General features: G+C 64.4%; 19 protein-coding genes. 12 read left to right on the top strand and 7 right to left on the bottom strand.

Translation table 11 applies throughout. The annotated features are described in order from the left end of the window. The first annotated feature begins 75 nt into the window (after window positions 1-75). Together EN869_RS02725 and EN869_RS02720 are read left to right on the top strand one after the other, a co-directional pair. Window positions 76-2,187, top strand: coding sequence for a S9 family peptidase (locus tag EN869_RS02725; RefSeq protein ID WP_127228597.1), 2,112 nt, complete (start codon window positions 76-78; stop codon window positions 2,185-2,187). A gap of 97 nt (window positions 2,188-2,284) precedes the next feature. Next, the gene (locus tag EN869_RS02720; RefSeq protein ID WP_127228598.1) at window positions 2,285-2,674 is read left to right on the top strand and encodes an SET domain-containing protein-lysine N-methyltransferase; all 390 of its coding nucleotides are present in this window, start codon (window positions 2,285-2,287) and stop codon (window positions 2,672-2,674) included. A gap of 28 nt (window positions 2,675-2,702) precedes the next feature. Here the strand turns inward: EN869_RS02720 and EN869_RS02715 are convergent, their stop codons facing one another. The 4 genes from EN869_RS02715 to EN869_RS02700 all read right to left on the bottom strand — a co-directional run bounded on the left by EN869_RS02715 (window position 2,703) and on the right by EN869_RS02700 (window position 5,937). After that, window positions 2,703-3,650 (bottom strand): cytochrome c, encoded by a 948-nt coding sequence (locus EN869_RS02715; protein WP_127228599.1) that lies wholly within the window; start codon window positions 3,648-3,650, stop codon window positions 2,703-2,705. A 10-nt stretch (window positions 3,651-3,660) separates the two neighbouring features. Further along, a complete protein-coding gene (locus EN869_RS02710) occupies window positions 3,661-4,098 on the bottom strand; it encodes a cytochrome c (RefSeq protein ID WP_127228600.1) in 438 nt (145 codons plus the stop codon). Window positions 4,099-4,253: 155 nt separating this feature from the next. Further along, entirely contained in the window at window positions 4,254-4,856 is a 603-nt protein-coding gene (locus EN869_RS02705; RefSeq protein WP_127228601.1) for a superoxide dismutase, read from the bottom strand. Window positions 4,857-5,058: 202 nt separating this feature from the next. Further along, window positions 5,059-5,937, bottom strand: a complete 879-nt coding sequence (locus tag EN869_RS02700; protein WP_127228602.1) for a branched-chain amino acid aminotransferase — start codon at window positions 5,935-5,937, stop codon at window positions 5,059-5,061. Window positions 5,938-6,088: 151 nt separating this feature from the next. Here EN869_RS02700 and EN869_RS02695 point away from each other — a divergent pair, with 151 nt between their 5' ends. Together EN869_RS02695 and EN869_RS02690 are read left to right on the top strand one after the other, a co-directional pair. Beyond that, the gene (locus EN869_RS02695; protein ID WP_127228603.1) at window positions 6,089-6,751 is read left to right on the top strand and encodes a haloacid dehalogenase type II; all 663 of its coding nucleotides are present in this window, start codon (window positions 6,089-6,091) and stop codon (window positions 6,749-6,751) included. A 172-nt stretch (window positions 6,752-6,923) separates the two neighbouring features. After that, window positions 6,924-7,751, top strand: a complete 828-nt coding sequence (locus tag EN869_RS02690; protein WP_127228604.1) for a L,D-transpeptidase — start codon at window positions 6,924-6,926, stop codon at window positions 7,749-7,751. A 13-nt stretch (window positions 7,752-7,764) separates the two neighbouring features. Here the strand turns inward: EN869_RS02690 and EN869_RS02685 are convergent, their stop codons facing one another. Beyond that, complete coding sequence (locus tag EN869_RS02685) at window positions 7,765-9,183, bottom strand: PLP-dependent aminotransferase family protein (RefSeq protein WP_210213853.1); 1,419 nt, start codon at window positions 9,181-9,183, stop codon at window positions 7,765-7,767. Between the two features lie 85 nt (window positions 9,184-9,268). Between EN869_RS02685 and EN869_RS02680 the strand changes: the two genes are divergently transcribed. Beyond that, entirely contained in the window at window positions 9,269-9,892 is a 624-nt protein-coding gene (locus tag EN869_RS02680) for an FMN-binding negative transcriptional regulator (RefSeq protein ID WP_127228606.1), read from the top strand. Window positions 9,893-9,926: 34 nt separating this feature from the next. Next, entirely contained in the window at window positions 9,927-10,577 is a 651-nt protein-coding gene (locus tag EN869_RS02675; protein ID WP_127228607.1) for a LysE family translocator, read from the top strand. 33 nt (window positions 10,578-10,610) lie between these two features. Here EN869_RS02675 and EN869_RS02670 read toward each other — a convergent pair whose 3' ends face one another. Together EN869_RS02670 and EN869_RS02665 are read right to left on the bottom strand one after the other, a co-directional pair. Further along, on the bottom strand, window positions 10,611-11,936 hold the full coding sequence (locus tag EN869_RS02670) for an aspartate aminotransferase family protein (protein ID WP_127228608.1): 1,326 nt from the start codon (window positions 11,934-11,936) through the stop codon (window positions 10,611-10,613). Further along, window positions 11,933-12,823, bottom strand: coding sequence for a MurR/RpiR family transcriptional regulator (locus tag EN869_RS02665; RefSeq protein WP_127395058.1), 891 nt, complete (start codon window positions 12,821-12,823; stop codon window positions 11,933-11,935). Before EN869_RS02665 ends, EN869_RS02670 begins: the two co-directional genes overlap by 4 nt. 79 nt (window positions 12,824-12,902) lie before the next feature. Between EN869_RS02665 and EN869_RS02660 the strand changes: the two genes are divergently transcribed. From EN869_RS02660 to EN869_RS02635, 6 genes are all read left to right on the top strand, one after another. Then, complete coding sequence (locus EN869_RS02660; RefSeq protein ID WP_127228610.1) at window positions 12,903-13,724, top strand: 3-keto-5-aminohexanoate cleavage protein; 822 nt, start codon at window positions 12,903-12,905, stop codon at window positions 13,722-13,724. 119 nt (window positions 13,725-13,843) lie between these two features. Beyond that, window positions 13,844-14,596, top strand: coding sequence for a glutamine ABC transporter substrate-binding protein GlnH (gene glnH / locus EN869_RS02655; RefSeq protein ID WP_127228611.1), 753 nt, complete (start codon window positions 13,844-13,846; stop codon window positions 14,594-14,596). A gap of 84 nt (window positions 14,597-14,680) precedes the next feature. Next, complete coding sequence (gene glnP / locus EN869_RS02650; protein WP_127228612.1) at window positions 14,681-15,337, top strand: glutamine ABC transporter permease GlnP; 657 nt, start codon at window positions 14,681-14,683, stop codon at window positions 15,335-15,337. Then, window positions 15,334-16,062 carry a glutamine ABC transporter ATP-binding protein GlnQ gene (gene glnQ, locus EN869_RS02645; RefSeq protein WP_126061996.1) on the top strand — a complete coding sequence of 243 codons (729 nt, stop codon included), beginning with the start codon at window positions 15,334-15,336 and terminating at the stop codon, window positions 16,060-16,062. Before glnP ends, glnQ begins: the two co-directional genes overlap by 4 nt. Beyond that, window positions 16,052-17,110 carry a C45 family peptidase gene (locus EN869_RS02640; RefSeq protein WP_127228613.1) on the top strand — a complete coding sequence of 353 codons (1,059 nt, stop codon included), beginning with the start codon at window positions 16,052-16,054 and terminating at the stop codon, window positions 17,108-17,110. Before glnQ ends, EN869_RS02640 begins: the two co-directional genes overlap by 11 nt. A gap of 9 nt (window positions 17,111-17,119) precedes the next feature. Beyond that, window positions 17,120-18,037 (top strand): MurR/RpiR family transcriptional regulator, encoded by a 918-nt coding sequence (locus tag EN869_RS02635; RefSeq protein WP_127228614.1) that lies wholly within the window; start codon window positions 17,120-17,122, stop codon window positions 18,035-18,037. Window positions 18,038-18,042 lie beyond the last annotated feature (5 nt).

The raw sequence follows: 18,042 nt of genomic DNA, 5'->3' as shown, positions 1-18,042 counted from the left end.
CTGGACCGCGCCCCTTGAACCGCCGCTAAGCGGTGTGTTCATTCGGTATTCAAGCAGATTCCGCAGCGAGACATAATGACCAGAGCCTCCACCTTGACTTCCGCCTTCCCGACCGCCAACCCGCCGACGCCTGAGAAACGTCCGGTGTCCGACACCCATCACGGCATTACCCGCAGCGACGACTATGCCTGGATGCGGGCCGACAACTGGCAGGCCGTGTTCCGAGACCCTTCCCTGCTCGACGGCCGGATCCGTGCCCATCTCGAGGCTGAAAACGCCTATCAGGCCGCGCTGATGGCCGGCACGGCCGACTTGCGCGGCAAGCTCTTTGCCGAAATGAAGGGCCGTATCAAGGAAGACGACTCGAGCGTGCCGATGAAGGACGGGCCCTACGCCTATGGCTCGTCCTTCCGGCTGGGCGGCCAGCAGCCGCGCTATTTCCGCACGCCGCGCGACGGCGGCGCCGACGAAATCCTGCTCGACGGCGACGCGGAGGCCGACGGCAAGGCCTATTTCCGGCTGGGCGGCGTCGACCATTCGGCCGACCACAGGAAGCTGCTCTGGGCCTTCGACGACAAGGGCTCGGAATTCTTCACGCTGCGCGTGCGCGATCTTGCGAGCGGCCTGGAGCTTGCCGACCAGATCCCGGACACGGGCGGCGGCGGGGTGTGGAACGCCGGCGATGACGGCTTTTTCTACACCCGTCTCGACGACAATCATCGCCCGTCGAAAGTGTTCTTCCACGCGCTCGGCGACAAGCAGGAGAATGACCGGCTGATCTATGAGGAGACCGATCCGGGCTTCTTCATGGATGTGAGCGGCACGCGCGCCAATGACTGGATCATGATCGGCATCAACGACCATGAGACATCGGAGTATCGGCTTCTGCCGGCCAGCGATCCTTCCGCGGAGCCCAAGCTGGTGGCGGTGCGCGAGACCGGGCTGCAATATGACCTGGAAGAAGGCGGCGACGTCTTCTTCATCCTGACCAATGCCGATGGCGCCAAGGATTTCAAGATCATGACCGCGCCGGTCGGCAATCCGGTGCGCGCCAACTGGCAGGAACTGGTGCCGCACGAGCCTGGACGGCTGATCCTCTCGGTGCTCGGTTTCAAGCATCACATGGTCAGGCTCGAGCGCAAGGAGGGGCTGCCGCGCATCGTGGTGCGCGAGCGCGCCAGCGGCGAGGAGCATTTCATTTCCTTCGACGAGGAGGCTTTCTCGCTCGGCCTCTCCGGCTCTTACGAATACGACACCGAAGTGATGCGCTTCACTTACTCGTCGATGACGACGCCAGCGCAGGTGTTCGACTACAACATGCGCACTCGCGAGCGCGCGTTGCTGAAAACGCAGGAAGTGCCATCCGGCCACGATCCGGACAATTATGTCACGCGCCGCCTGATGGCGCCCGCCGCCGATGGCGAACTGGTGCCGATCTCGCTGCTGTACCACCGCGACACGCCACTGGACGGCTCGGCGCCTTGCCTGCTCTACGGCTACGGCTCCTACGGCATCACGGTGCCTTCGGCCTTCAACACGAACTGCCTGTCGCTGGTCGATCGCGGCTTCGTCTATGCCATCGCGCATGTGCGCGGCGGCAAGGATAAGGGCTATGGCTGGTACGATGACGGCAAGCGGGCGAAGAAGATGAACACCTTCACCGATTTCATCGCCTGCGCGCGCCATCTCGTGGCCGAGCGCTACACAAAGCACGACCGCATCGTCGCGCAAGGCGGCTCGGCCGGCGGCATGCTGATGGGAGCAATCGCCAACATGGCGCCCGAAAGCTTCGGCGGCATCGTCGCCGAGGTGCCGTTCGTCGACGTGCTCACCACCATGCTCGACGCCAGCCTGCCGCTGACGCCGCCGGAATGGCCCGAATGGGGCAACCCGATCGCGTCGGCCGACGACTATGCAACGATCGCGGCCTATTCGCCCTACGACAATGTCGCGGCGCTCGACTACCCGCCCATCCTGGCGCTGGCGGGCCTGACCGATCCGCGCGTCACCTATTGGGAGCCGGCGAAATGGGTGGCGCGGCTGCGCGAACGCAAAACGGGCGACAATCCCGTGCTGTTCAAGATCAACATGGATTCCGGCCATGCCGGTGCGTCGGGTCGCTTCTCGCGGCTGGAGGAGATCGCCTACATTTACGCCTATGCCCTGAAAGTGACCGGCAAGACTTGATTTTCCACTCGCAATTACCAAGCCTGCGCGTTACGCAATGCTCTGTTCTTGGACGTGGTCCTTGGACCGCGCCGGCTGTTCATTCACAAGGTTCGTCATGCTGCTCGTCGACGTCTATCTCGACAAATCACCCATACAGGGCATCGGCGTCTTCGCCAAACACCGCATTCCAAAGGGCACGCTGATCTGGAAGCTCGACCCAAGGTTCGACCGACGCATTCCCGTCGACACCTATGAGGGCGAAAGCGGCCCGGTGAAATCCTATCTCGACCGCTATTCCTATCCGGACCGGCGCGACCCCAATTACATCGTCTTCGAGGCGGATGACGCGCGCTACATGAACCATGCGGACGAGCCGAACTGCGACGTCTCCTCGCCCGAGGAAACCTACGCGCTTCGCGATATCAAGCCCGGCGAGGAACTGACCTGCGACTACAACCACTTTTTCGAGAACGGCTTCGACTTCCTGGGCGACCGCCACCCATAAAATATGGTGGCCGCCAGTGTGAGCCGGGCTAGCTCGCCGGCTTGCGCGCCGGATAGCCGTTCGGATGCGGCGGGACGGCCTTGAGATAGGCGGCAATCGCTGCGCGGTCGTCCGCGCTCAGCTGCGCCATGTTTTTCTGGACCTCGACCATGGCGCCGCCGACGGAATCGAAATCGGGCGTGAAGCCGGTTTCGAGGTAGTTGGCGATGTCGGCTTCCGACCAGCTCTTGATGCTCTTCCCATCGGGGGTGATGTTGGGCACGACGCCCGCGCCTTCGGCGGCCACGGCGCCCGCCAGCCACTCGCCCTTTTTGGCGCCGCCGGCGAAATCGCGCGGCGTGTGGCATTCGCCGCAATGGCCTGGCCCCTCGGCCAGATAGCGGCCGGCCAGAACCTTGCCCGGCGTGCCGTCGGGCAAGGCGATCACCGGCTCAGGGCTGAGATAGAGGCGCTTCCACAGGCCGATGCCGCGGCGAATGTTGAAGGGGAAGGAAAGCTTGTGATCCGGCGCCTTGCCGGCAACCGCCGGCAGCGTCTTCATGAAGGCGTAGAGGTCGGCGATGTCGGCCGGCTTCATGCGCGCGTAGGACGCATAGGGAAAGGCCGGATAGAAATGCTCGCCGGACGGCGAAACGCCCTTCAGCATCGCATTGGCGAAATCCTCCTCGCTCCAGGCGCCGATGCCATCCCTCTGGTCCTGCGAGATGTTGGGCGGAACGAAGGTGCCGAACGGCGTCTTCAGCTCGAGGCCACCGGTCAGTTGCAGGCGACCATCGCCCTGCGATCCCGGCTTGGCGTGGCAGGAGGTGCAGCCCCCGGCATAGAAAATGCGCTTGCCCTTGGCGGCGTCGCCAGGGCCGAGCTGCGCGACGGTCACAGCGTCCAGCCTGACCGGCGCCGAGAGGACCCAGCCGGCGGCAGCCGCGGCGCCGCCAAGCACGATAACGGCGCCGACGAGTTTCTTCAGCCAGGCCATTATCAGGCGATCAGCCCTTCTTGACCCTGTAGCTCTGATGGCAGGCACCGCAATCGCCGCCAAGCGTGTTGAGCTGCGCCTTCAAACCGTCGACATCACCCGGCGGCGAGGCGACCGCTTCCTTGGTATTGGCCAGGAACTTGTCCTCGGCGGCCTTGAAGCCGGCCATGTCTTCCCAGATCTTGGGCGCGGCCGTGGTATCGCCCTTGTCGCTGCCGGCCGGGAACAGCTTCTCGGTATCGAACTTCTCGGCATTGGCCTGCAAGGCCTTCAGGGTCGTCAGCACGGCAGCCGCGTCGAAATCCTCCTCGCCCTTCACCACCTTGGACAACTGGCCGGCGAGCTTGCCGCGCTCCTTCATCAGCGCCTGGCGCTCCTGGATCGGATCGGCAAAGGCGACCGAACCGGCAAAGGCGAGCATAGAGATGGCAAGGACAAGCTTTCTCATTCAATTTGGCTCCGTGGATGATGAGGGGACTGAACGTTAACGGGCGTCACAGACAGATTATTCCCCTTCGCCGTGACGATTTTGCTGACTGCCTTGGTTTCTTCCCGCCCGGAAAAGAAAAGCCCCGGCTTGCCGGGGCTTTTCAGTAAGATCGATCAGCCTTTAGCCTTCTCGTACATCTCCAGGACGTGGTCCCAGTTGATCAGGCTGTCGACGAAGGCTTCGAGATATTTCGGCCGCGCGTTGCGGTAGTCGATGTAATAGGAATGCTCCCAGACGTCGACGCCGAGGATCGGCGAGCCGCCATGCACCAGCGGGTTCTCGCCGTTCGGGGTCTTGGAGATTTCGAGCTTGCCGTTCTTGACCGAAACCCAGGCCCAGCCGGAGCCGAACTGGGTGGTGCCGGCGGCGATGAAATCCGCCCTGAACTTGTCATAGCCGCCGAGATCGCTGTCAACGGCCTTCTGCAGGGCGCCCGGCAGCTTGTTGCCGCCACCGCCCTTCTTCATCCACTTCCAGAAATGGATATGGTTGTAGTGCTGGGCCGCGTTGTTGAAGAGCCCGGCATTCTTGCCGAAAGACTGCTTCACGACCTCTTCGACCGACAGGTCGCCCATCCCGGCCTCGGCGGCGAGCTTGTTGCCGTTGTCGACATAGGCCTTATGGTGCTTGTCGTGGTGATACTCCAGCGTCTCCTTCGACATGTAAGGCTGAAGCGCCTCGTAGTCGTAAGGCAAGGCGGGCAACTCAAAAGCCATGGATGGTACTCCCTCGAGGAAAAAATCCGGTGAAACCACCGAACTAGATAGGTCTGGAATGGGTTGGGGCAACTCCAGAATGAAGCGCCGAGCGACTTTAGAGCAATTCGCGGAAAAGTGTGAAAGGGTTTTCCGTCCGGAATTGCCCCAAACAAGAGAAAGAGTGGATCGCCGTTTCGTGAAACGCTGAAACTCCAGCGGCTCATGCGGCGGACGTCGAATGCGCCCATTCCCAATAGAGCTCGCGCGCCTTCTTGGCCACGGGTCCGGGTTGCAGGTCGCGGCTTTCGATGCGCGTGACCGGCACGACCTTGGAATGGTTGCCGGTCGAGAAGATTTCGTCCGCCTCGAGAAAATCGCGAACCGACAGCGTCTTCTCGATGGTCCTGAAGCCATAGTCGCCGAGCAGGTTGATGGTGCGCGAGCGGGTAATGCCGGACAGGAACGTGCCGTTCGCGGCCGGCGTCATCACATGGCCGTCCTTGACCAGGAAGATGTTGGACGTGCCGGTCTCGGCGACATTGCCCAGCATGTCGAGCACCAGCGCATTGTCGAAGCCGCGGTTCTTGGCCTCCAGGATGGCGCGGCCATTGTTGGGGTAGAGGCAGCCGGCCTTGGCGTTGGTCGGCATGGTCTCGATGGTCGGGCGCCGGAACGGCGAGACGCCGATCGAGAAACCCGACGGCGGGATCATCGGCGATTCGTACAGGCAGAGGCAGAAGCGGGTCGAATCCGGATCGGCCGGCACGCCCATATAGCCGCCATGCTCGGCCCAATACATCGGCCTGACATAGACTGCCGTCTTGCCGTCAAATTTCTTCAGGCCGTCCCAGGTCAGGCCGACGATCTCTTCCGTGGTCATCGACGGCTTCAGGCCAAGCGCCGTCGCCGATGCGTTGACGCGGGCGGAGTGAAGCTCAAGGTCGGGCGCGACGCCTTCGAACCAGCGGCAGCCGTCGAAGACGCTGGTGCCGAGCCACATGGCATGGCTGCGCGGACCCAGTATCGCGACATTGCCCTCGTACCAGTCGCCGTCCACATAGGTCCAAGTCGCGGTTTGCGCCGCTGCCGCCAGTGTCATGTTCGCCGTCCAAACGAGTAATTTCAGACGGCCATAGGACGATGCTTTGACGGCCGGCGTCAACCGACATGGGCAAAAATCGTTGAGGCCAGCGGGACTTAAGTGCAATCAGCGCTTGCGCGACGCTCCTCCGCGCCGCAAAACTTAAGCCATGCATCATGCGGCCTATGTCTTCGACGCCTATGGCACGTTGTTCGACGTGCACGCCGCCGTGCGCCGCCATGCCGGCGAGATCGGCCCGGACGGCCAGCTGCTGTCGGAAATCTGGCGCGCCAAGCAGCTCGAATATTCCTGGGTCCGAACGCTGATGGGCTCATACGCCGACTTCTGGCAATTGACCGAGCAGTCGCTGGATTTCGCGCTGCGCAAGGTGCCCTCGGCCGATCCGGCGCTCAAGGCCAAGCTGCTGGAAGCCTATTGGCGGCTCGACTGCTACCCGGAAGTGCCCGCCGTGCTGAAAGCACTGAAAGGGTCGGGCGCGAAGCTCGCGATCCTTTCCAACGGGTCGCCGGAAATGCTCAACGCCGCGGTCAAATCCGCGGCACTCGACCAGATCCTCGACGACGTTTTTTCGGTCGATGCGGTGCGCAAGTTCAAGACCGACCCGTCGGTCTACGACATGGTAGTCACCAGCTGGCGGCTCTATCCGGGCGCGGTGTCGTTCCAGTCGTCCAACCGTTGGGACGTGGCGGGCGCCACGAAGTTCGGGTTCCGCACGGTCTGGATCAACCGCGCCGACCAGCCGGACGAGTACCGCGACTTTCCCCCGGGGCTGATCCTGCCCTCGCTCGAAGGCCTGCTGGCCGGCGCATGAACGTGATGTTGCTGCAGCGCAACAGCTGCAGGGCGATCACAGCTTCGCCTTTTTCTGTCCACCCTCAGGCCAGAATTGGAACCGCCTATCGCCGCTGACTGTTATGGATGGCGCCGGCGACGGACCCTCGCTTTCATGCTTTCTTGCGAATTAAGACCTAGAAAAGGCAACCATGTCAGACGCTTCCCTCCGCATCAGCCGTCGCGGCTTCCTCAATTTGACGGCCCTTGGCGCCGCTTCGGCCGCCGTTTCCGCCTGCACCACCACCAGCGATCAAGGCCCGGCCCCCATCCAGACGCCGCCGCCTCAGGCCCCTGTCGAGCCGCCGCTCGGCGATTACGAGACGATGTATGGCGCGATGTCCGACAATGGCTTCGACCTGCCGGCGATTCCGGTGAACAAGATCGATCACAAATTCCTACGCCAGATTGTTCCCGATCCGACCGGGCAGCGGCCGGGCACCATCGTCGTGGATACAACCAACCATTTCCTCTATCTGGTGCGCGAGGGCGGCCAGGCGATCCGCTACGGCGTCGGTCTCGGCCGCGCCGGCTTCGAATGGTCGGGCGACGCGGTCGTGCAGTGGAAGCAGAAGTGGCCGAAATGGACGCCACCGGACGAAATGGTCGCGCGCCAGCCGGAACTGACGCAATTCAGCGCCAAGAATGGCGGCATGCCGGGCGGCCTGAAGAACCCGCTGGGCGCGCGTGCGCTCTATCTCTTCCAGGGCAACCAAGACACGCTCTATCGCCTGCATGGCTCGCCCGAATGGTGGTCGATCGGCAAGTCGGTGTCGTCGGGCTGCGTGCGCCTGATCAACCAGGACATCATCGACCTCTACGACCGCGTGCCCACCAAGACCCCGGTCGTCGTGACGGCCAATGTCGGCGCGCCGGAAGAGGACATGCCGGAGCGCAAGGCGATCCCGATCGACAATGGCGTGCCGACGGGCTCGATCCTGCTCGGTCCGGTGAAGCGGCTGAGCAACGAGATTTTCTGACGACGCGGATCGGTTAGCGGTGCTCGGTCAAAATCGTGGCCAGCACCGCAACGCCGCGCCGCAAAGCATCCGCGTCGAGCCCGGCATAGCCAAGAATGAAGCCGGCCGTTTTCGGTCGAGGCCCGCCCGGATCGTAAAGCGGCGAGACCGGATAGAGGCCGATCCCCGCAGCGCGCGCGGCCGCGATGAGCGTCGGCTCGCGCGCGGCGGCAATGCCATTCATCCAGGCAACGACATGAAGTCCCGTTTCGGCGCCTGCGATTGTGACCCTGTGGCCAAGGTGGTCGGTCAAGGCTTGCAGCAGGATGCCCCTGCGCTCGGCGCTCTTCCTGCGAATGCTGCGCACGTGGCGCTCATAGGCGCCGCTCGCCAGCAGGTCGGCCAGCACGTCCTGTTCCAGCATCGGCGCGTGCCGGTCGGTCAGGCGCTTTGCCTCGCTGAATGCCCGGCGCAGGCCGGCGGGGACGACGAGGTAGCCGAGCCGCAAGGTCGGCGAGAGCGTCTTGGACAGCGTGCCGACATAAATGACGCTGTCCGCGTCGAGCGCCTGCAGCGGCGGGATGGGACTGATGTCGTGCCGGTATTCGCCGTCATAGTCGTCCTCCACGACGTAGGCGCCCACGCCGGTGGCCCAAGCCAGCAGCGACCGCCGCCGCGTTGCTGAAAGCACGCCGCCGAGCGGAAACTGATGCGAAGGCGTCACATAGGCGAGACGGGCCGGCGGCAGCTGATCCGTCCGTAGCCCATCCGTGTCCACGGAAACGGGCAAGGCGATGCCGCCCACCGCCACGAAGGCGTGGCGTGCCAGCAGATAGCCCGGGTTCTCGATCACGAAGGGGTCGCCCGGGTCGAGCAGCAGCCGCGCGCAGAGGTCCAGCCCCTGCTGCGAGCCATTGACGATGACGATCTGGTCCGGCGCGCAACTGATGCCGCGCGCCCTCCACAGATAAGCCTGAAGCGCGTTGCGCAGGACGGAAGACCCCTGAGGATCGCCATAGCGCAGCCGTGCGGGGCGCCGCAGGATGGCCTTGTTCGACGCCCGCCGCCAGGCCAGCACCGGGAAATCTGCTCCGGACAGGTCGCCATAGCGGAAATCCGCAATCCTGGCCGGCTGCGCCAACGCCGTCGGAGGCAGGGTCAGCAACCGCTGTGCGAAGGCGGAGAGGTTGCGCGGCGAAATGGTCGCGACAGGCGCTTCTCCCGACTTCCTCTCCAACCCCGGGGCAACGACGGCGCGCGTGCCGTGCCGGATGATCAGATAGCCTTCGGCGTCGAGCTGATTGTAGGCGGCCGTGACCGTGGTCCGCGACGCCCCCCACTCGGCCGCAAAAGCCCGCGTCGACGGCAGGCGATCGCCGGGCCGATACGCCCCGCTGTGGATCTGCTCCTTGATCGCCGCGATGATCCGGCGCGCGACGCCGTCCTGTTCCAACTGGACCACCTGAAACTTTCAAAACTGGATATTCCAAGCAAGCCAGACATCCGGCATCTTTCCCTGCAACGCAAGGAGTTTCGCCATGTACACACCGCCCGCTTTTCGCGACGACGATCGTGAGAGCCTCACCGCCACCATCCGAGCCGTGCGCCTGGCAATCCTGGTCACCGCCACGGTAGAAGGACCGCTGGCGACGCCTCTGCCGCTTTTGCTCGACGAGAACGAGGGCGAGCATGGCGTGATCTACGGCCATGTCGCAAAGGCAAACCCGCAATGGCGCGTGCCGCCGCTGGGCGACGGACTGGCGATGTTCATGGGCCCGGATGCCTATGTGACACCGGCCTGGTATCAGACCAAGCAGGAGACCGGGAAGGTGGTGCCGACCTGGAACTATGTCGCCGTCCAAGCGCATGGGCCGATCGAATTCTTTGAGGACGCCGACAGGCTGCTCGAGGTGGTGACCCGCCTCACCAACCTGCATGAAGGCGGGCGCAGCATGCCCTGGGCGGTGTCGGACGCGCCGGCGGATTTCATCCAGTCGCAGTTGAAGGGCATTGTCGGCCTGCGCATGCGCATCACGAAGCTGGAAGGCAAGCGCAAGATGAGCCAGAACCGCAACGCGGCCGATCGCGCAGGCGTGGTCGCCGGCCTGGCGGCCAGCGAGCGGCCATCCGACCGCGAGGTCGCGCCGCTCATTCCCTTGTGACAGTCAACACCATCTCAATGCGAGTGAACCCATCATGCTGGACCTGACCCAGTTCACCTTGTACTTCGCCGCGGCTTTCCTGCTTGCCATCATGCCGGGGCCGGGCATCTTCTATGTCGCCGCTCGCACACTGGCGGGAGGACGCGTGGAAGGCATCGCCTCCAGTTTCGGAACGGGGCTGGGCGGCATGGCCCATGTGCTTGCCGGCAGCCTGGGCGTCTCGGCAATCGTGCTCGCCAGTGCTGAACTGTTCACCGCGCTGAAACTGATCGGCGCCGTCTATCTCGTCTGGCTAGGCTTCCGTACCATGCAGTCTGCCCGCCGCGAGGCGAGGACCTTGCTGGAGGGCGGAACACCGGCGCCGGCCGTCGGCCCGGACCGAGCATTTCGCGAAGGCGTGCTGGTCGAGGCGCTGAACCCGAAGACGGCCGCCTTCTTCCTGGCCTTCATCCCGCAATTCGTGAATCTGGCTGCCGGCCACGTCGCCCTGCAGTTCATGGTCCTCGGCTTCATATCGGTCTCGCTCAACACATTGGCCGATGTCCTGGTCGCCTTTGCGGCGAGCCGCATTCGGCAAGGCGCCGCTGGACGTTCGGGCGTGATACGCCGGCTGCGCGAGGCGTCGGGCGGTGCGATGATCGCGCTTGGGATCGGTCTCGCCATAGCCAAGCGCCCTGCCCTATAAGCGCCGGCCACGGTAAGGCGGCCTGCTGATTGCTCAGCTGCGCAATGCCTCGCCGACCGCTTCGCCGAGACGCTCGACGATCGCATCGATGGCCGCGACATCGCAGATGAAGGGCGGCGCAAGCAGCACGTGGTCACCACTGGCTCCGTCGATCGTGCCGCCCATCGGGTAGACGAGAAGGCCATTCGCCATGGCGGCCTTCTTGACGCGCGCATGCAGCTTGCGCTTCGGATCGAAGGGCTGCTTGGTCGAACGGTTTTCGACCAGCTCCACACCCATGAACAGGCCGCGCCCGCGAATGTCGCCGATATGAGGATGATTGCCGAAGCGCTCGCTGAGCCGGCGCACCAGATGCGCGCCCATGGCTTTCACATTGTCGAGCAACCGGTCGCGGGCAATGACCTCCTGGACAGCGAGCGCGGCGGCACAGGCCATCGGATGGCAGATATAGGTGTGGCCGTGCTGGAAGAGCCCTGAGCCGTTGGCGAAGGCGTCGAAGATTTTCTGGCTTAACAGCACCGCGCCAATCGGCTGATAGCCGCCGCCCAGCCCCTTGGCGATCGTCATCAGGTCGGGTGCGACGCCATCCTGCTCGCAGGCATGCAGCGTGCCGGTGCGGCCCATGCCGCACATCACTTCGTCGAGGATCAGGAGCACGCAATAGCGGTCGCAGATGTCGCGGACACGGCGCAAGTAATCCGCCACCGGCGGCACGGCGCCCGCCGTCGCGCCGACGACCGTTTCGGCAACGAAAGCCATGACCGTCTCAGGTCCGAGCTCGATGATCCTGTCCTCCAGCGCCTGCGCCGCGCGTGCGGCATAATCCTCGTCGCTCTCGCCGGCCTCCTGGAAGCGATAGGCGAAGCATGGGTCGATGTGATGCGTTTCGATCAACAGCGGCCGGAACTGGGCGCGGCGCCATTCGTTGCCGCCGGTCGCCAACGCGCCGAGCGTGTTGCCGTGATAGCTCTGCTTGCGCGCAACGATGTTGCGGCGCTGCGGTTGGCCGATCTCGACAAAATACTGCCGCGCCATCTTGAGCGCCGCCTCAACCGCCTCCGAGCCGCCGGAGACGAAATAGGCGTGGCTGATGCCGGCCGGCGCATCGGCGATCAGCCGGTCGGCCAGCGCTTCAGCGACATCGCTGGTGAAGAAGCTGGTGTGGGCGTAAGCCAGCGTGTCTGCCTGCCGGTGCATGGCGGCGATGACATCGGGATGGCCGTGGCCGAGGCAGGAAACAGCAGCTCCACCGGACGCGTCGATATAGGCGCGCCCGTTGCTGTCGAAGAGTTCGACGCCCTTGCCGCCGCTGGCGACGGGGAGCGTGGAGTTGATCTGGCGATGCAGGATATGGGTCATGATTTCCTCCGGCCGCGCGGCGGCAAGATGTGGATGTCGAGTTGAGAGAGTTGGTCCTCGGTGCGACGGATGGCGGCAAGCGCCTTGTCCCCGCCCTTGCCGGCGATCAGCGCCGCGAGGATCTCGCCGACGACGAAGGCCGGCGCCATGACATGGAAGAAGGACGGGCTTTCCGTCGGCACCAGCACCGACAGCGCGGCGAGGCCGACGAGCGGTGACACGGCGCTATCGGTCAGCGCGATCACCGGCACGCCACCCGCAGCGGCGCGACGGGCAAGATCGACGGTGAGCCTGGTGTAGGGAGCGACGCTGACCACGAACAGGACGTCTTGCGAAGTAGCGAGGCGAACGGCGTCGGTGCCTGCTCCCGATGCGCCGTCCAGCGTTACCGCCTTCTCGCCGAGGAAGGACATGACATAGGAAAAATGCGCGACGACCGGATGGCTGGAGCGCAGTCCGAGGCAGAATATCCGGCGCGCTGCGTGGAGCCGCTCGGCCGCCGCGGCAAGCGTGTCGAGCTGTTCGGGTTCGCCAAGCTTTGCGATCTGGCTGGATAGCGATTTTATCATTTCGAAGGCCAAGGCCCGATCGCCGACCTCGCTTTGCCGCGCCAGTTGCACGCCGGCCTTGCCGGCGAAACCGAGCTCGCCCTGCCGCATGGCGTTGGCGTAAAGCGAGCGCAACGGCTCGTAGCCGTCGAAGCCCAGCCGCTTGGCCAGGCGCACCATCGTCCATGGCTGCAGGCCGGCGCGGCGCGCCTGCTCGCGCATCGACAGCAACGCGACATCCTCGGGATTGTCGAGAAGATAGCGGGCAGCGTCCTGAAGCTGCGAAGGCAAGCTGTCGAAGACCTCGACGATGGCATCGGTGAGCGGCGCGCGGATCATGCCACGACCATAGACGCGAATGGATGATCGTGCAATATATGTTGCACAAATTGTCTACATGCAACAAATGGAGCAATCCATGCTGAACCAAAATCGAGTGGCGATCGCCGTGGCGCCAAATGGCGGCCGGCGCACCAAAGCCGATCACCCCGCCCTGCCGATCACCCCAGATGAGTTGGCTGATGTGGCCGCCGCCTCGCTCGATGCCGGCGCCGCCATGATCCATGTCCATGTCCGCGACCGCGACGGACGCCATTTGCTCGACGCCGAGGTCTACCGGGCCGCCACCGCAGCGATCAGGGCCAGCGTCGGCGACAGGCTTGTTCTCCAGATCACCAGCGAGGCGCTGGGCCTCTATCGGCCCGAAGAGCAGATGCGCGTGGTTCTGGAAACGCAGCCGGAGGCGGTTTCGCTTGCCTTGCGCGAGCTCGTGCCCGACCAAACGCATGAGGCGGCTTTCGCCTCGTTTCTCGAAACGCTGCGCGTGGAAAAAGTCACGCCGCAGATCATCCTCTATACACCTGAGGAGGCGAGCTATCTCGTGGCGCTCACGGGTCGCGGCCTGATCCCCTTCGACAATCTGCCGGTTCTCTACGTGCTCGGCCGCTACACTGTCGGGCAGACATCGCGCCCCGCCGACCTGCTGCCGTTCCTTGCGCCCGGCATCCCCGCCGCGAGGCACTGGATGGTCTGCGCCTTCGGCGGCCAAGAGACGGCATGCGTGACGACCGCCGCATTGCTTGGCGGGCATGCACGTGTCGGTTTCGAGAACAATCTTTTTCTCCCCGATGGGACGCTGGCTTCCGGAAATCAGGACCTTGTCGCGGCCACAAGGCGGGCAATCGAAGCCTGCGGGCTCACGCTCGCCGATGCGGACGCGTTGCGAAGCCCGAATGCCTAACGCGTCAGCATTTTGCAAATTTGCAGTGCATTTTACAATAGAATGCATTTTCAATTTGCGCTACCGGACCGACAGTGCTACGCTTCCGGGGTAATCCAACAAAAAGGGGAACCCAAAAAATGAAGTTCGCACTCGCAAGCCTCACCGCCGCCGCGGCCGTCGCGGCAACGCTCGCCTTCGGTCAGCCGGCCTTCGCCGACGACCTGATCGTGGCGACCGACACCGCCTTCGTTCCGTTTGAGTTCAAGGAAGGCGACAAATATGTCGGCTTCGACATCGACCTGTGGGCGGCAATCGCCAAGGATATCGGCGTGACCTACACGCTACAGCCGATGGACTTCAACGGCATCATCCCGGCGCTGCAGACCAAGCAGGTAGACGTCGGACTGGCCGGCATAACCATCAAGGACGAGCGCAAGAAGGTCATCGACTTCTCAGACGGATATTATGACAGCGGCTTCCTTTTGATGGTGCCGGTCGACAGCACGATCAAAGGTCCGGACGATCTCGTCGGCAAGACGCTGGCCGTGAAGACCGGCACGTCGGCGACCGACTACGCCAAGGAGCATTTCAAGGGTACGGAGCTGCGCCTGTTCCCGAACAGCGACAACGCCTATCTCGAGGTCGCGACCGGCCGCGCCGACGCCGCCATGCATGATACGCCGAACGTGCTCTATTACATCAAGACCAACGGCCAAGGGAAAGTGAAGACGGTCGGCCCGCAGATGATGGCGCAGCAATATGGCATCGCCTTCCCGAAGGGCAGTGAACTCGTCGCCAAGGTCAATGCTTCGATCGCCAAGCTGAAGGGCGACGGCACCTACGAGGCCATCTACAAGAAGTGGTTCGGCACCGAGCCGCCGAAGAGCTGATCCACCGGATTCCGCCTGGATCTTCCCCTTGGACCTTGGGGCGCGCCGGCATGGTCGGCGCGCCCCCCCTGAAGGATGGCTCTCATGGATTTCGACTGGTCCGTCATCTGGCAGGCACTGCCCGAGCTGCTGAAGGGTGCCCGCCTCACCGTCTTGATCGCGCTCGCCGGGCTTGCCGGCGGCCTTGTCATCGGCTTCGCCGCCGGGCTGGCGCGCGCTTATGGCAACATCGTGCTTAACGCCATCGCCATGATCTATGTCGAGATCATTCGCGGCACCCCTATCATCGTGCAGGTGATGTTCATCTATTTCGCGCTGCCAATCCTGGCGGATGTCCGCATCAACCCGCTGGCGGCCGCGATCATGGCGATCATCATCAATGCCGGCGCCTATATCGCGGAGATCGTGCGCGGCGCCTTCCTTTCCGTCCATCGCGGCTTGCGCGAGGCCGGCCTGGCGCTCGGCCTGCCGTTCTGGAAGGTGCTTTTCTACATCATCGGCCCGCTCGCCTTCCGCCGCATGATTCCGGCGCTGGGCAATCAGTTCATCGTCAGCCTGAAGGATACCTCGCTGTTCATCGTCATCGGCGTCGGCGAACTCACCCGGCAAGGCCAGGAAATCATGGCGGCCAACTTCCGCGCCGTTGAGATCTGGTCGGCCGTGGCAATGTTCTACCTGATCATGACCGGCACGCTTACGCTCATCCTCCGGCTGACCGAACAGAGGATGCGCATCCTGTGAGCATCGTGGCCTTCAACAAAGTCACCAAACGCTTCGGCCAGGTCACCATCCTCGACCAGGTGGATCTGTCGATCGAGCCCGGCGAAAAGGTCGTGCTGATCGGCCCGTCCGGCTCCGGCAAGTCGACGCTGCTGCGCTGCATCAACGCGCTGGAGGAAATCAATGGCGGCGACCTCGTCGTCGACGGCATCAGCGTCAAATCCGGCGGCCGCAAGGTCCGCCTGATCCGCCAGGAAGCCGGCATGGTCTTCCAGCAGTTCAACCTGTTTCCGCAGATGACGGCTCTGGAAAACGTCGCCTTCGGACCGCGCCGCGTGCGCGGCGAGACGCGACAGGAGGCACGCAAGCAGGCGCTGGAGATGCTCGCCAAGGTCGGTCTTGCCGAACGCGCGCATCACTATCCTAGCGAGCTTTCCGGTGGCCAGCAGCAGCGTGTCGCCATTGCGCGGGCGCTTGCCGTCAAGCCGAAGCTGATGCTGTTCGACGAGCCGACCTCGGCGCTCGACCCCGAACTGCGCCACGAGGTGCTGCGCGTGATGCAGGCGCTGGCCGAGGAAGGCATGACGATGATCGTCGTCACGCATGAGATGGCCTTTGCCCGCAAGGTCGGAACCAGGCTGATCTTCATGGAAGGCGGCAAGATCGCTGTCGACGGCGAGCCGCGGGAGCTGCTTGCAAACCCGCAAAACCCGCGCTTGAAAGAGTTTCTCCAGCATGTTGCATGATGCCGGCCGCCGGCTTTCCTTCATCGACGTCGCCGGGTCGCCCTATGATGTCGGAGCCGCCCTCGGGCGCTTCGGCAGAGCGGCGCTCAACGACCATTTCCAGACGTCCACCGCATGGCGCGAGCTCAACGCGCGCCGCGCCGATCCGCGCATCGGCACCATGGCGACGATTGTGCGGGAGCGGTTCCCCCGATACTGGGCCGAACTGCAGGGCCTCGCCGCCGGGCTTGAATTGGCTTTCGAGGACGTCTTCCTGTGGAACTGCCGCGGCGACATCTGGGCGATGGCTCCGGACGGCTGCACGACCGTGCAATTGTCAGGGCCCCCGCATGTGATCGGCCACAACGAGGACGGCGACCCCGACTTCGCCGGGCATTGCGCGCTGGCCCATGTGACGTCTGAAGGCGGCAATCAATTTACCGCCTTCGTCTATCCCGGCTCGCTGCCCGGCCACACATTCGCGGCCACGTCCTCGGGGCTGGTGCAAACTGTGAACAACACCAGGCCGCTTGCCGGCGGCGCCGGGGTGCCGCGCATGGTGCTCGCCCGCGCCGTGCTCGACGCAGCGGACCTCGACGCGGCGCTGGCCCTGCTCGAATCGGTGACACGCGCCGGCGCCTTTCATCTCACCCTGGCGCAGGCCGGCGATGCGCGGCTGCTCAGCGTCGAGTTCACCGCGCAGGCGCTGTCGGTCGATCGCGTCGACGCGGCGCGTATCCACTCGAACCACCTTATCCATGCCGACACCGGGCGCATGTCGCAGATCGTCACCGGCTCGTCCGGCGTGCGCCAGCGACGCGGCGAAGCGCTGCTGGATCAGACGCCTCAGTCCGAGCCGCAACGCCGCGCGCTCGCCATCTTGTGGGACGCGGCCGACCCGGAGCTGCCGATCTACCGCACCGACCCGGCCGACAGCGATGTCGAGAACACGCTTGCCAGCGCCATCTTCCGCGTCGGGGCTGACAAGGTCGAGTGGGCTGTCTACGATGCGGCACACGAAGCAGCGCGCTTCGACATGCGGGATAGGCTGGTCCCTGTCGCGGGGTGAACAGGAACGATGCCAGAGGAAGCCGTCGCGGAGCCGCCGCGCACCATCGAGGACCTGAGGGCGCTGGCGCTCTCGGTCGGCCGCGACGAAGCGGGCTTTTCCCTCGGCTCCAAGGCGCATGATGTCTTCGCCAAGCTTGTCGAGGCGCCCGAACAATCGGCGGTCCGCACGATATCGGAGCTCGCCGATCAATTCGGGATCAATCCGTCGACCCTGACGAGGCTGGCGAAGCGTCTCGGCTTCGAGGGTTTCAGCGATTTCCAGGCCGTCTTCCGCAAGGCGATCGCCGACGACCAACAATATTTCTACAGCCGCCAGGCCGGAAGGCTGATGACGACGCCGTCGGCAGGCGGCGCCGAAGTCGAGGTCTTCGGGCAGCTGGCGCGCGAAACGGCAGCGAATGTCGACGGCTTCCTCGGCCAGTTGGACGCCGCCTCGCTGAAGGGCGCGACCGCGCTGCTGGCCAGCGCGCGGCGCGTGCGCGTGCATGGCGTTCGCCAGTTCCATTCGCTGGCGAGCTTCCTCACCTACTGCCTGGGCATGGTGCGCTCGGACGTGGCACTTCTGGACGCGCCGCGCCTCGGCGTCGCCGAAGCGCTGTCGCAGCTCGAGCCGGGTGACGTCGTCATCGTAGCCAGCTGCGCGCCCTATACGCGCAGCGTCGCCGAGGTCGGCCGCATTGCTGCGGCGAACGGCCAGAGCGTGATCGCGATTACCGACTCCCGGTCCTCGCCGCTCGTCCCGCCAGCCGAGCATGCCTTCTTCATCCCGCATGCCAGCAGCTTCTATTCGAACAGCATGGGCGCCTATGTCGTGTTTTGCGAGGCGCTGCTCAACCTCGTCGCCCGCGAGCTGGGCGACAAGGCGCTGAACTCGCTGGCCGGACGCGAGCGGCTGATCGCCGAGATGAACATCGAGGTCGGCTGATCTCC

The organism is Mesorhizobium sp. M2D.F.Ca.ET.226.01.1.1, from assembly GCF_004022705.2.
Classification (GTDB): domain Bacteria; phylum Pseudomonadota; class Alphaproteobacteria; order Rhizobiales; family Rhizobiaceae; genus Mesorhizobium.
Note: the sequence above shows the minus strand (reverse complement) of the source record. Positions and strands in the feature narration are given on the sequence as shown.